This window comes from Leuconostoc aquikimchii (genome assembly GCF_040838325.1).
GTDB classification, from domain to species: Bacteria; Bacillota; Bacilli; order Lactobacillales; family Lactobacillaceae; genus Leuconostoc; species Leuconostoc aquikimchii.
In genome coordinates this window covers 1584532-1597010 of sequence record NZ_JBFPER010000001.1, presented here as the reverse complement: position 1 = coordinate 1597010, position 12479 = coordinate 1584532, and the positions used below count along the sequence as shown (strand labels likewise).

The following is a 12479-nucleotide window of genomic DNA, read 5'->3' as shown; positions in this document are numbered from 1 at the left end:
ATATAATAAGACGAACAATAGGAGGTTGGCTATGAGTTTTATTGAAATTAAGAATGTTCACAAATCTTTTTATCAAACAGAAATTTTAAAAGGCATTGATTTAACGTTACATAAAGGCGAGGTGATTGTTATTTTAGGACCATCTGGTTCTGGTAAAACGACGTTTTTGAGATGCCTTAATACCCTAGAAAAAGCTGATAAAGGGCAAATTAAAATAGATAATGTGACAAAAGATTTTACAAAAAAAGATCGCCATAATACTCGTGATTTAATTTTAAAAACGGCTATGGTTTTTCAAGGGCACGCGCTGTTTGGCAACATGACGGTATTACAAAACGTGATTGAAGGTTTAATCAGAGTCAAAAAAATGAATCGAGATGCTGCAAAGAAAATTGGCATGATGACATTGGCCAGAGTTGGCCTATCTGATCGGGTAAATTATTATCCAGTTCAGTTGTCTGGTGGCCAGCAGCAACGTGCAGGCATAGCCAGAGCAATGGCTATGCAACCAGAACTATTATTGTTTGATGAACCGACTAGTGCGTTGGATCCCGAATTAGTCGGGGAAGTGCTATCAGCTATGAAAGAATTAGCACAAGAAGGACACACGATGATTGTCGTAACGCATGAGATGCAATTTGCTTATGAAGTAGCAGATCGTGTGTTGTATATGGAAGGCGGTGTGATTGTAGAGCAAGGCACGCCACAAGATCTATTCAATTCACCTCAAGATGAACGTACAAAAAAATTTTTAACGCGTTTATCAGGTAAAAATTTTGAAACCGTTGCCTTAGCAACATAAAATCTTGAATTTATTAGTCAATCAACTAGCGATATTACTTCCTGTTTTTAAAAATGTTATTGCGGTGTGCAAGCATGTGAATGAACTTGTTTGACATGGTCATTGACAATTTCAGACAAAATAAAATAGGTTAATGTGTTTAGAACGATGATCTGCACATTAACCTATTTTTATTGTGTTATTTTAAAATTCAAACTGCCATTGTGTTTGCTGCCAAGCAGCTTCCCAGAAACGCCACTCCATTTCTAAACTTTTTAAAAATGTTTGAGCGACGTGTTCTTTTTGGCTATCGCTGAAATTAGCAACGGCACGTTCTAAGGCATCAAAACGCCAAGCATTGTAATCAATGGCATCACCTGCTTGTGGTGCATAGATTTCAATCCACTCTTTCAATGGATTTGCCTCGTTATTTGCACCTTGCGACACAAGTTCACTGCCAATAACGCCGTAACTCCAAGCACATGGTAACAAAACAGCGATTGCATCAGCATAAGTGCCATGGTAAGCGGAAGTGTACATGTGGTCCGTATACAATTGTGTATCTGGACTACGACGCCAATCTGCCACGTGATGGCCAGTAATATTTAACATTACCTCATGGGCTTTGGATTCGTTACTGACAAATTGCGCTGTTTCTAAGAGGCGGGCGATATCGTCTGCATTATCTGTTTTTGTAAGCGTGAGGGCAGTAACCTGTAAATAGTCTTTTAAATAATGTTCATCTTGTTCTACATAATAATTTAAAGTGTCGTCAGACACTTTGCCGTTTGCAATACCTTGAACAAATGGATGCGCCATAATGGCGGCCATCATTGGTTGTGCACGCGTTAAAACATCTTCTGAAAAAGTCATAAAGTCTCTCCTCAATACCAGTTAGGTAACAGTAATAGTTGAAAAGCAATTAAGATAATAATGAGTAAGAACCAGTCGCGTCGTTTAATGGTAACAATCTGTAAATGTGTACGCATTGCACCTTCCGTAAAGCCGTGGCTAACCATACCTTCAGCCAGATTTTGGGACCAACGAATAGCCGCCAAAATGGCTTTAAAATAAAGTTGCGGTTGCCAAATATGCAATGTTTGACCACGCATTTGTGAAGCGACGCGAATGGTTTTCATTTCTTGGCTAACTGCAGGCATGAAATTCAAAACACCAACTAGTGCGTAAACAAATGTTGCGCTGAGTTTAGCTTTTTGCTCCAAAGTGGCTAAGAAAACGTCACGTTCATCATTAAGTTTTAATGTGAACAAGCCTCCTAACCATAGGTAGGCGAAGACACGAGATAACATGACCCAAGCCATATGCTCGTGATCCCCAGTACCAAAATACATCAATGAAAACCAAGAGCCTAGTCCAGGTAATAACGGCAATATAAATAACCATAACCATTGCCGCCAATTGAGTTTAAGAAATAGATATAAAAAGGCACTAACGCCAATGATAATAATATTGAGTGTCACGCTTTTTATAAAAGTAAGTTCCAAAGCAATAACCATAACGGTTGCAAATTTTATCAATGGATTCATAAGGCATCACCAACGTAATTGAGTTCTTGATTATCGAATTGTAAATGGTAATCAAACCAATCGGTTACCGCATGTAACTGATGACTAATCATGATCACTGTTTGATGTTGCCGTGTTGTCAAATCGGCAATGATATCAAGTAAATGTTGCTGTGAGATGCTATCTAGCCCTGCCAAGGGTTCATCAAATAATAACGTTGGGGTACCAATGATTAGCATCAGTAATACTTGTAATTTTTTCTGTTGGCCACCAGACAGCTGGTAAACAATATGGTCACGAAGCTTGTCTAGATTTAACTGTGTTAAGACGTGGGTGATGATATCATCAGACCAAAGTTCAGGCGAGTGGCTTAACGTTTGCGCTTGTGTCAATTCTTCACTCACTGTCATGGCAACAAATTGCTGTTCAGCATTTTGAAAAATAAGTGCAACATCTTGTACGTGTTTTGCTATTTTACGTTTAGCAATATTTTCTTGCTGATAGGTAATTGTACCGCCATAAGGGTATAACTTAACAAGTGCAGCTAATAATGTTGACTTACCAACACCATTTGGCCCGGTGATAAGAATTCGCTTTTCTTTTGGCAATAGGCGAGTTGTGGCTGACAACAGCGTGCGTGTACCATTTTTTAATGTCACAGAGTTAAGTGTGATAATACCCTCTTTTTCGTCTGGGAGGCTGGTATGAATGGCCGGTTGGTTTGGTAACTTAGCCAAAATTTGTTCACGTTCATCTGATAAGGCGTTATGTAGATGACCAGCTGTCATGACAAATATATCATCAATTGCATCCGTATAACCACTCCAATCGTGATCTGTAATTAAAATGGTTTTACCTTGATTTTGATAAGCTTTGATCACGTCGATTAGTTGTAATCTTGCAACGGGGTCAACGTTTGCAAATGGTTCATCTAACAATAAATATTCACTATCTGCAGCTAAAACGGTGGCTAGTGCCACTTTTTGTTTTTCGCCACCAGATAAGTGCAATAAATCATGATGCATATAAGCTGTCATACCAACACTTTTCATAGCATCAGTGATACGCTTTTCAATGTCTTCAGGCTTAACCTGTAAATTTTCTAGGCTAAATCGTAATTCTTCAAAGGGGGTTCTCATGACAAATTGCCGTGTTGGATTTTGAAATAGGTAACCAATGTGCGCCACGCGTTGATAAGGCACAATGTCATGAATGTCATAACCATCGAGGGTTAATTTACCAGTCAATGTGCCATCACTAAATGTTGGATACAAGCCAGATAATAATTTAAGCAGCGTCGATTTACCACTACCACTGGGACCCACAAGTAAATTAAAGCTGTTGGGTCGTAATTTGAGTGAAATATCGGTTAACACTGGTGTTTCGCGATAAGCAAAATTCACATGGTCAACCACTAAATCAGTCACGATGCAAAACACCAGCCTTTTCAATCAGTTTTTGGATAGCAACAACTAAGACACCACCAAAGAACAAAAGTGAGATAAAACGTGTGATGAACAAGGCGATTAATAGACCAATATGGTAAGAACTGTACCCATCACGGAAGGCAGACCAGATAAATGTCACAATTGTTCCGGTGATTGCTGAGGCAAAGATACCACGCCAACCCCAATTTTTGTAACCTAAAACAGCAAATCCTGCTTCGCTACCGATACCTTGTACAAGGCCAGATAACAAAGTTGCGACACCCCATTGACCACCAAGTAACATTTCAACGGCAGCAGCAAAGAATTCACCCAAAACGCCAGCACCTGCTTGACGAATTAAAATACTAGCAAGTGGGCCGGCCATCATCCAGCCACCAATGAGTAGCTCATTTGCAAAGGGCGCTAAACCCAATGGTGTTAAAGCAGCTGATAATAAATTATAAATTGGGCCAAGTACCCAAAAAATAAAACCGATAAAAACGGCGACGAATGCCAATAACAACACATCACGGAGTGCCCAACGTGTTGATTTTGACTTTGAAATAGTTTGCATAAGATTATGCCTCCAATAAATTTTTTGTAGTTGTTATTTTATGTCTGGTATACAAAATGGTTTAAAATTGAAATCTCTCTTTAATGGTGCTTTCTAGGCAAATAAAAAACTCTTGGTTCATTTATGAGCCAAGAGTTTGCCTAGTACAACATCAAAAAAGCAATTCTCCCTTCGCTGGTATTAACCAGATCAGGTTCAATGGGTGTTTCTCAGCCACGTGGCACCCCAGATTGTTAAATATTAAACTACAAGTTAAATTTAACATAATTTTTTTGATTGTGCAACTATGTTAAAATAAGTGTTAGAAAGTAGTAACGGTTATCTAAAGAAAAAAGGTGATTTTTATGCGTCAAGTAGTTTTTTATGGTGCTATAAGTTTGGATGGCTTTTTGTCTGATGAAAATGATGATTTGCAGTGGTTGCTGGATACCAACTTAAATGGTCAATCAACCTACGAAACATTTGAAAAACAGATTAGTACATTTGTAATGGGGCGAAAAACATTTGAAGTAGCACAGCAAATGATGGGTGAAGAAGCGCTTTATGCAGGTAAAGAAAAAGTCATTTTTTTGCGTGGCGACCATACGAATCAAAAAGACACGACCTATGTTTCGGGGGATGTCGTAAATATTATTAAAAATTATCAAAAACAAACGGGTGACAACATTTGGATTATTGGTGGTGGTAGTATTTTAAAACCGTTGCTTGAGGCTAATATGGTGGACGAATTCTGGATACAAATTGTGCCTGTGCTACTTGGACAAGGGAAACGATTGTTTGAACCTGGGAGCTATCGCTATCGTTTACAGGCGGTTGAAACCACACAACTTGGTGAAATGACAGAAATTCACCTTAAAAGAGTAAGTGACATATAGTAATCGTTTTATATAAAATATTCTAAAAATCATTAAATGCTTATGCATTTTTTTGATTTATTAGTATTACAATTTATCATATATAATAACTACTTGCAGTGAGGAAATAAATGTGATCTAATTAAAGAATCAAAGAGATTCGAGGCAAGATCATGATTGGAAACGCTGAAAGTTATTATTTACCGACATTGTTAGCATTACGTAATTTAGGTGGTCAAGCTACTCCAAAGGAAGTATACAGTGAGATTGTTAACGATTTAAATTTAGTTGATGAAGATATCGCAGAAACGACTTCTGGTGGGGAAAGTTTGTATAAGAATAGAGTAAGGTTTGCACGGTTAATTTTATTAAAAGCAGGATTAATTAATGACGACTCCTTACGAGGTATTTGGCAATTAAGTGAACTAGGTGTGTCTATCGACCTAGCATCACTAAGCGCTAGTAAAATTAGACAAGTTATTTATGAAAACGAAAAATTTCAAGTAGAAACTAAAAAAGATGTTCAAAAATTTAAAGTATTACATCAAGATGAATCATCTGAGGGAGATGACACTCGTGAAGAGTGGGAACGTCATTTATTACAAATTTTAACTATTCGAGATGAGAAAGATCAACAATACAATCGCGCTCTAGATGATCGGTTTGAAAAAATAGTTGCATCTTTATTAAGAAAAATGGAAGTGGATATCGATCAGACTATAGCTAGTCGCGATGGTGGCCTTGATGGTATTGGCACATATTCAATTGGTGGTATTTTGACAGAAAAAGTAGCATTTCAAGCGAAACGATATGGGTTACAAAATAAAGTTGGACGTCCGGAAATACAATCGTTTGTTGGTGCACTTACTAGTGAAAATATTACTCGTGGTATTTTTGTTACGACATCTACATTTTCAGCAGAAGCTATTGAAGATGCTAGAAAAAGGAATAACACTGTGCAATTAATTGATGGTGAAATGTTAATTCAATTATTAAGAAGATATAGGTTAGGTGTGACCACACAAGAAATTACAGTTGAAAAAATCAATATTGATGATGGATTTTTTACGCGAATTCAGACCGTAAAACGCCATATTTAACAGAGTCATAATAGTTACCTTGCCAATATCGCACTTGTCGAATTGTTCCCTCATGCAAAAGACCGACTTTTTCACTCACGCGTAGCATACCAATATTGCCAGACCAGGTCGTTAAGCCAATATGTGGTAACTCTGGGTGTTGCGCAAATAGTTCTGCGAGCCAAATTTTTATAGCAATGCTTGCGATTCCGTTGCCCCAATCGTTTTTTTGATAAATGACGATACCGATTTCTAACCAATGCTGGAGCGCACCATCAGTCCAATGTGCGGAAACTTCACCGGCAATACGATGGTTATACCAAATTAAACGATGGTGTGCATGATTAATTAGCCCATGTGCGTTTTGTTGAAATTCATGCCATGTTGGGATAGGGTCTTGAAAGTAGGGGCCATTAAAGGCCATCCAAGTGCGATCCGCTAAATTACCATATTCAACGTCGTAAACGTATTGCATATCTGATTCTGAAAAAGGTTTAAGGTTAATGGTCATAGCGTCTCCTAATTTTGCGCGTCTATTGTTAGAAAAAAACAACAAAAAAAGCGATCACATTGATCACTTTTTTATTGCCCCTGCTGGATTCGAACCAACGATAGTGGCACCAGAAGCCACCGCCTTACCGCTTGGCCAAGGGGCAATTACTCTAACTATTTTACAGAAGTTCGGTGATTTTTGCAAGTCTAAAAATGCCCTTTGTTAAATATTCTTTTTTTGTATATACTAGATAAAACAGTAGGGGGAGAAATTATGCAATATGCAACTTACAAAAACACCGTTGAAAAATTGAACAGGCATCATATCACGCTCCATGAAATTGCGATAATTGGGTACGATAGCGAAAAATCTTATCTGCCAGGGTTAACGATTGAACAGGTTGAAGAGGCTGTTATTAGTATTTTACACAAACGTGTCGTGCAACATCAGATTTGGGTTGCTTTGGAATTAGATCGTTTGGCGGAAGCGCATTTATTAGAATCACCATTACAAGATTTGGTTGAAAATGATGATACGTTGTTTGGCGTTGATGAAACATTAGGCACAGCGATTGCAATGTCTTTTGATACAATTGGTGTGACCAACTATGGCTATATCGACAAAATAAAAGTTGGTTTAGTTGGCGAATTGGATCGTAAAGGAAAAACAACGGACGCTGTGACAACATTTGCAGATGATATTGTTGGTGCATTGGCCGCAGCGGCCGCTTCAAAAGTTGCTCATAAATATGCTGCTGGAACGATGCATACAGATCGTAATTTAGGTGAATAGCAGTCGTTTCAATTTTTCAGTCGCTTAAATTTGCATAATCGGTCTATACCAATTATAATGAGGTTAAGAATAAATAGGAGGAACGGCAAAAGCTGTTATGTTATTACTCGAAATGAGTGTAATAGTACTTGCTAATATTTATATTATGACTAAATTATTAAAAAACATTGACCTCTACACGGGATCAAAGCATATGGCAGAAGCGTATATCCGTTTTACGGATATTATTGAAGAAGTCGGGTATATGGTTGATTTTACACCACAAACAAATGACGAATTAATCACCGAGGCAAGTGGCAAACTCATTGTACCTGGATTTATTGATGTGCACAAGCATGGTGGGTACGGTTTAGATACCATGGATGGGGACGCTAAAAAACTCAATGATATGGTTAATAAAATGGTGACTGAGGGAATCACATCGCTGTTTCCGACTACGATTACGCAGTCACCTGAAAATATTGAACGGGCATTGGTCACCATCAATGAGGTTGCCAAAACAAATCCTGTTATTCAAGGTATTCACTTAGAAGGCCCCTTCATCAACAAGATATTTATGGGTGCACAGCCAGAAGAATATATTATTGATCCTAATACTGAATTACTTAAAAAGTGGTATGCATTATCTGGTGAACGTATCAGATTAGTGACCTATGCACCAGAAAATGGGGGTATGCCTGATTTTGAAGAATTTATGTTAAAACATCATATTATCCCTTCAATTGGTCATTCGAATGCGACACGTGCGCAATTAATTCATTCACGAGCAACACACATGACGCATTTGTATAATGCACAAAGGCCATTACATCATCGTGAACCCGGTGTCACTGGGCATGGCATGTTAGAAACGTCGATTACAGGCGAAATCATTGCTGATGGGTTTCATATCGTCCCTGATATGTTAGAAATGGCCTTTCGTTTAAAGGGGAATCAGCGTTTAGAGTTAATAACGGATTCCATGCGAGCTGAAGGTTTGGGAAACGGTGTTTCAGAACTTGGTGGTCAAAAGGTGATTGTGAAAGATAAGCAAGCACGTCTTGAGAACGGTCATTTAGCAGGTTCGGTACTGGCTTACGATGAAGCATTTCGTAATATTCAACAATTTACATCTGCTAATATTAGTGATGCTGTACAAATGAGTTCAGTTAACCAAGCACACGAATTTGGTTTGACTCAAAAAGGTGATTTATCAGCTGGTAAAGACGCCGACTTTAATATATTTAACAAGGAAAATATGCAATTACAGGCGACTTATTCATTTGGACGTCGTTTTGCACGGGAAAATTAATGACAAAACCTGCTATACCACGCTACATTCAAATTCATAATCAAATAAAAGCACGCATTGAAGCCGGGGAATGGCAATCTCAAAAACGTTTACCTGCTGAACGCGAATTGTCCGAAACTTTTAATGTGTCGCGAATGACATTGCGACAAGCTATTCAGACGCTCGTTGATGAAGGCTTGTTAGAACGTAAAGTTGGTTCTGGTACTTACATCGCGGAGAAAAAAGTATCTGAGCGTGCGTTAGGCATGACGAGTTTTACAGAACTAATGGCTAGCACAGGACGTATTTCAAAAACGCAAACAGTGAGTTATAAAATAACGTCACCATCTGCGTCTGAAATTATGCATCTACAATTGGCAGATGATGATGACGTTTTGGTTATGGAACGTTTGCGGTTGGGTGATAACGAACCTATCTTACTTGAGAGAACCACATTGCCGGCAAAATTAATTAGTGACTTTTCACGCCATGATTTGACAGAATCTCTGTATGTGACATTAGAAAAAGCAGGCATCCAACCTGGACGTGCAGAACAAACAATTTCAGCGGCTTTAGCCAATGAACGCTTGTCAGAACTATTACAAATTAAACGTGGGGATGCCATATTGAGTGTGCGCCAAGTTTCTTTTGATCAAAATGAGCGACCTTTTGAATATGTACGTTCATACTATGTTGGTGAACGCTTTGAATTTACTTTGACACGGTAAAAAAAGATTTGGTCTATTTGTCAAATGAATTGTATATCAAAATAAATGCTTTTTATTGTACCAATTGTCGATTTCAAAACGACAATTGGTTTTTTTAGATTAATCTGTTAAAAGTAATTGTTATGACATTATAAAATAAAGATTTTTAATACCTTAATTAAAAAGGGAACGTTTCTATTTAGAAACGTTCCTTTGGGTAACTAGTTTGTTGCCTGTTCATATGCATTGCAATGATTGATTCAGGTGGTGTTGTTCGTGTTCTAACGTAGTATTAATCACAGAAATTCTGCGTGATGTAAAGTTTTAATCATCGTTATCTATCTCTAATACTTCACCAGTTTGTGCATCAATCTTCACGGCTGTATTATTAGTCCCAATTTTTATAATTATTTCCCAATAAGTACGATTATCATCTTTCTCTAAAGACCAACCATTCAATGAGCCGTCTCCAGCAGAACTTTTAGCTTTGGCAACAGCGTTATTTAAAGATATTATGTTATCTAAATCAATGGCTTCATTATTTTTTGAAATGCCATTTTTTTCATCCGCATCAAGCTGTTCTGTATTGTGACTGATGATTTTGCCTGTATCGGCATGTATTCGCAAGGTATATTCTGTATTATCATCGACACCATTGATCTCGTAGTCAGTCGACAATAGATTTTTTTCTAATTCAATTGAAGTAATAGCAGTATTTGGATACCGTTTAAAAAAAATGCTTGTTATTTTATTGACGCTCAGCAAAGGCTGATTATCTTTAGAAGACTGATTGGAACTATTACTGCTAGAAGAACTGACACTGACTGATGTGTCAGTTCTTTTTGAAGTATTATTATTATTTTGACTGAAATAAAATAAATATACTATAGTAGCTAATAATAGACTGATAATTATTAATAAAATCGTCGTTAACCATTTCTTGAACATAACATAACTCCTAATCTTATTTTGTTTTTTGATTGTACCATAATTTTTAAGTAAACAAAAGAATAATGAACAATTAACCATTTCGGAGCGATAATAGCAACTTTTTTTATAATCGAATCAAAATAAAACTAGTCGAAAAGGCATTGGTTCAATACCAATGCCTTTTCGACCAGTTAGGCGCTTAAAATATATGATAGCTTTTGGAATGCATTTTAAAATCTTTTTTGTTATTTATGACTGAATTTCTTAGCCAAATAGTCACCAACCAATTGTACAATCAATACTAAAATTAAGACTAAAAGTGTTGCAACAAGCGTTGTGTCCGTGGCGAAACGATTATAGCCATAAGCAATAGCCATGTTGCCTAGTCCACCAGCTCCTATAGCACCAGCCATGGCCGTTAACCCGATTAAGCTAATCAAAGTAACTGTTGACACACGTGCAATTTCAGAGCGGCCCTCGCGTAAATAAACGCCGAAGACAATATCCCAAAACGAGGCACCTACTGACTGAGCAGCTTCAACAATACCACTATCAATTTCTGCTAAAGCTACTTGTATTTGACGCGCATAAAATGGAAAAACGCCAAGCGCTAGTGGAACTAAAGCTGCGGTTGTGCCGATTTGAGTACCAACAATTAACTTGGTAAAAGGGGCAATGAAGGCTAATAAAATGATGAAAGGTACAGCACGAAAAACTGACACAATTTTATCAAAAAACCAGAACAATAATTTATTTGGGGCAATACCATTTGGTGCTGTAATAATTAAACCAATACCAAAGACCAAACCAAGTATCCCACCAAAAATGGCAGACCAAAAAGTCATATAGAATGTCTGAACAATAGAAGTCCACCAGCCAGTATCACCAGTCCAGCCTTGATAAACGACGTTTGGGAATGTATCTGAAAACCATTTTGTCATAATTATTTACCGCCTTTTAGTATTTCAATTTCAACATGATGATCGGCTAAAGTGGATGTTGCTGCCTTAATCTGGTCATCTGTGCCTGATAAAATGACAAGTAGGGAACCAACGGGTGTATTTTGTAAAATTTCAACATTGCCATACAAAATGTTAGCTGTGACTTGAAAATCACGAAATAGACCTGCAATTAAAGGCTCATCAGTAGTTGCACCAACATATGCCAAACGGACAAATAGTTCATTATCAGCAAGATTTTTTACCAAAGGTTGGGCAGAAATTGTGGCAATGGCTTTATCAATATTAGTGGCCGTTTCAATAAATTCTTTGGTAAGTTGTTGCGTTGGTTGCGCAAATATTTCAAGTAATGAGCCGCTTTCAATAATTTCGCCGTCTTGCATTACAGCAACTTTATTGGCAATTTCCTTGACGGCTTGCATTTCATGGGTGATTAAAACAATGGTTAAACCCAGTTCTTCATTGAGTTTTTTTAATAGACTCAAAATTTGATTCGTCGTTTTTGGATCTAATGCGGAAGTTGCCTCGTCAGAAATTAAAATTTCAGGATCATTTGCTAGTGCACGTGCAATGGCAACACGTTGTTTTTGACCACCAGATAGTTGTGCCGGATATTGTTCAGCGCGATCTGATAAATCAACTAGCTCGAGTAATTCTTGTACTTTTTCAGTGCGCTTTTGGGGGGATAATTTACTATGTAGTAAGGCAAAGGCGACATTTTCAGTGACAGTACGTTCATTTAATAAATTAAAATGTTGGAAAATCATGCCAATTTTACGCCGACGATTGCGCAAATCTTTGGTAGCAATGCGTGTTTTTTTACTTGTTTCATTGTCAGATTGAAAAAAAGTTTTATTATTAACAACAACAGAGCCACTTGAGGGTTCTTGTAGTAAATTGATAACGCGCACGAGTGTCGATTTACCAGCACCTGAATAGCCAACGATACCAAAGACATCACCACGTTCAATATGGATGGAAACATCTTTTACGGCGCTGATGGTACGTTTTTTTTGATGAAATGTGACATTAATATTGTCTAAGGCAATAATTGGATTAGTCATTTGATGTGCTCCTTCTTTGAAAC

General features: G+C 37.5%; 14 protein-coding genes, 1 tRNA gene and 1 riboswitch. Of the genes, 6 read left to right on the top strand and 9 right to left on the bottom strand.

The window, feature by feature from the left end:
• The first annotated feature begins 31 nt into the window (after window positions 1-31).
• Entirely contained in the window at window positions 32-802 is a 771-nt protein-coding gene (locus AB3K24_RS07800) for an amino acid ABC transporter ATP-binding protein (protein ID WP_367974892.1), read from the top strand.
• 183 nt (window positions 803-985) lie between these two features.
• Here AB3K24_RS07800 and tenA read toward each other — a convergent pair whose 3' ends face one another.
• Genes tenA through AB3K24_RS07780 form a run of 4 tightly spaced genes read right to left on the bottom strand, consistent with a single transcriptional unit; the run spans window position 986 to window position 4308 of the window.
• Window positions 986-1654 (bottom strand): thiaminase II, encoded by a 669-nt coding sequence (tenA, locus tag AB3K24_RS07795; RefSeq protein ID WP_367974890.1) that lies wholly within the window; start codon window positions 1652-1654, stop codon window positions 986-988.
• 11 nt (window positions 1655-1665) lie between these two features.
• Window positions 1666-2328 carry an energy-coupling factor transporter transmembrane component T family protein gene (locus AB3K24_RS07790; protein WP_367974888.1) on the bottom strand — a complete coding sequence of 221 codons (663 nt, stop codon included), beginning with the start codon at window positions 2326-2328 and terminating at the stop codon, window positions 1666-1668.
• Window positions 2325-3734 carry an ABC transporter ATP-binding protein gene (locus tag AB3K24_RS07785; RefSeq protein WP_367974886.1) on the bottom strand — a complete coding sequence of 470 codons (1410 nt, stop codon included), beginning with the start codon at window positions 3732-3734 and terminating at the stop codon, window positions 2325-2327. The genes AB3K24_RS07790 and AB3K24_RS07785 overlap by 4 nt, the downstream gene beginning before the upstream one ends.
• On the bottom strand, window positions 3727-4308 hold the full coding sequence (locus tag AB3K24_RS07780; protein WP_367974884.1) for an ECF transporter S component: 582 nt from the start codon (window positions 4306-4308) through the stop codon (window positions 3727-3729). The genes AB3K24_RS07785 and AB3K24_RS07780 overlap by 8 nt, the downstream gene beginning before the upstream one ends.
• 148 nt (window positions 4309-4456) lie before the next feature.
• Window positions 4457-4546: riboswitch (TPP riboswitch) on the bottom strand.
• A gap of 106 nt (window positions 4547-4652) precedes the next feature.
• Here AB3K24_RS07780 and AB3K24_RS07775 point away from each other — a divergent pair.
• Entirely contained in the window at window positions 4653-5183 is a 531-nt protein-coding gene (locus AB3K24_RS07775; protein ID WP_367974882.1) for a dihydrofolate reductase family protein, read from the top strand.
• Window positions 5184-5335: 152 nt separating this feature from the next.
• Window positions 5336-6262, top strand: coding sequence for a restriction endonuclease (locus tag AB3K24_RS07770; protein WP_367974880.1), 927 nt, complete (start codon window positions 5336-5338; stop codon window positions 6260-6262).
• Here the strand turns inward: AB3K24_RS07770 and AB3K24_RS07765 are convergent.
• The gene (locus tag AB3K24_RS07765; RefSeq protein ID WP_367974878.1) at window positions 6228-6752 is read right to left on the bottom strand and encodes a GNAT family N-acetyltransferase; all 525 of its coding nucleotides are present in this window, start codon (window positions 6750-6752) and stop codon (window positions 6228-6230) included. The genes AB3K24_RS07770 and AB3K24_RS07765 overlap by 35 nt on opposite strands.
• A gap of 74 nt (window positions 6753-6826) precedes the next feature.
• Window positions 6827-6897 (bottom strand) — tRNA-Gln (locus AB3K24_RS07760).
• Window positions 6898-7007: 110 nt separating this feature from the next.
• Between AB3K24_RS07760 and AB3K24_RS07755 the strand changes: the two genes are divergently transcribed.
• From AB3K24_RS07755 to AB3K24_RS07745, 3 genes are all read left to right on the top strand, one after another.
• The gene (locus AB3K24_RS07755; RefSeq protein ID WP_367974876.1) at window positions 7008-7526 is read left to right on the top strand and encodes a phosphatidylglycerophosphatase A family protein; all 519 of its coding nucleotides are present in this window, start codon (window positions 7008-7010) and stop codon (window positions 7524-7526) included.
• Window positions 7527-7671: 145 nt separating this feature from the next.
• On the top strand, window positions 7672-8817 hold the full coding sequence (nagA, locus tag AB3K24_RS07750; protein WP_367975606.1) for an N-acetylglucosamine-6-phosphate deacetylase: 1146 nt from the start codon (window positions 7672-7674) through the stop codon (window positions 8815-8817).
• The gene (locus AB3K24_RS07745) at window positions 8817-9524 is read left to right on the top strand and encodes a GntR family transcriptional regulator (RefSeq protein WP_367974874.1); all 708 of its coding nucleotides are present in this window, start codon (window positions 8817-8819) and stop codon (window positions 9522-9524) included. The genes nagA and AB3K24_RS07745 overlap by 1 nt, the downstream gene beginning before the upstream one ends.
• 303 nt (window positions 9525-9827) lie before the next feature.
• On the opposite strand, the gene AB3K24_RS07740 is transcribed toward AB3K24_RS07745, so the two are convergent.
• The 3 genes from AB3K24_RS07740 to AB3K24_RS07730 all read right to left on the bottom strand — a co-directional run bounded on the left by AB3K24_RS07740 (window position 9828) and on the right by AB3K24_RS07730 (window position 12456).
• On the bottom strand, window positions 9828-10451 hold the full coding sequence (locus AB3K24_RS07740) for a PepSY domain-containing protein (RefSeq protein WP_367974872.1): 624 nt from the start codon (window positions 10449-10451) through the stop codon (window positions 9828-9830).
• Between the two features lie 227 nt (window positions 10452-10678).
• The gene (locus AB3K24_RS07735; RefSeq protein WP_367974870.1) at window positions 10679-11374 is read right to left on the bottom strand and encodes a methionine ABC transporter permease; all 696 of its coding nucleotides are present in this window, start codon (window positions 11372-11374) and stop codon (window positions 10679-10681) included.
• Between the two features lie 2 nt (window positions 11375-11376).
• A complete protein-coding gene (locus tag AB3K24_RS07730; protein WP_367974868.1) occupies window positions 11377-12456 on the bottom strand; it encodes a methionine ABC transporter ATP-binding protein in 1080 nt (359 codons plus the stop codon).
• Window positions 12457-12479 lie beyond the last annotated feature (23 nt).

What these genes read in the sequence shown, in the direction of transcription:
- AB3K24_RS07730 (WP_367974868.1), bottom strand. Translation starts at nt 12,456, where the DNA reads ATGACTAATCCAATTATTGCCTTAGACAATATTAATGTCACATTTCAT.
- nagA (WP_367975606.1), top strand. Translation starts at nt 7,672, where the DNA reads ATGACTAAATTATTAAAAAACATTGACCTCTACACGGGATCAAAGCAT.
- AB3K24_RS07780 (WP_367974884.1), bottom strand. Translation starts at nt 4,308, where the DNA reads ATGCAAACTATTTCAAAGTCAAAATCAACACGTTGGGCACTCCGTGAT.
- AB3K24_RS07770 (WP_367974880.1), top strand. Translation starts at nt 5,336, where the DNA reads ATGATTGGAAACGCTGAAAGTTATTATTTACCGACATTGTTAGCATTA.
- AB3K24_RS07735 (WP_367974870.1), bottom strand. Translation starts at nt 11,374, where the DNA reads ATGACAAAATGGTTTTCAGATACATTCCCAAACGTCGTTTATCAAGGC.
- AB3K24_RS07800 (WP_367974892.1), top strand. Translation starts at nt 32, where the DNA reads ATGAGTTTTATTGAAATTAAGAATGTTCACAAATCTTTTTATCAAACA.
- AB3K24_RS07745 (WP_367974874.1), top strand. Translation starts at nt 8,817, where the DNA reads ATGACAAAACCTGCTATACCACGCTACATTCAAATTCATAATCAAATA.
- AB3K24_RS07790 (WP_367974888.1), bottom strand. Translation starts at nt 2,328, where the DNA reads ATGAATCCATTGATAAAATTTGCAACCGTTATGGTTATTGCTTTGGAA.
- AB3K24_RS07755 (WP_367974876.1), top strand. Translation starts at nt 7,008, where the DNA reads ATGCAATATGCAACTTACAAAAACACCGTTGAAAAATTGAACAGGCAT.
- AB3K24_RS07765 (WP_367974878.1), bottom strand. Translation starts at nt 6,752, where the DNA reads ATGACCATTAACCTTAAACCTTTTTCAGAATCAGATATGCAATACGTT.
- AB3K24_RS07740 (WP_367974872.1), bottom strand. Translation starts at nt 10,451, where the DNA reads ATGTTCAAGAAATGGTTAACGACGATTTTATTAATAATTATCAGTCTA.
- tenA (WP_367974890.1), bottom strand. Translation starts at nt 1,654, where the DNA reads ATGACTTTTTCAGAAGATGTTTTAACGCGTGCACAACCAATGATGGCC.
- AB3K24_RS07775 (WP_367974882.1), top strand. Translation starts at nt 4,653, where the DNA reads ATGCGTCAAGTAGTTTTTTATGGTGCTATAAGTTTGGATGGCTTTTTG.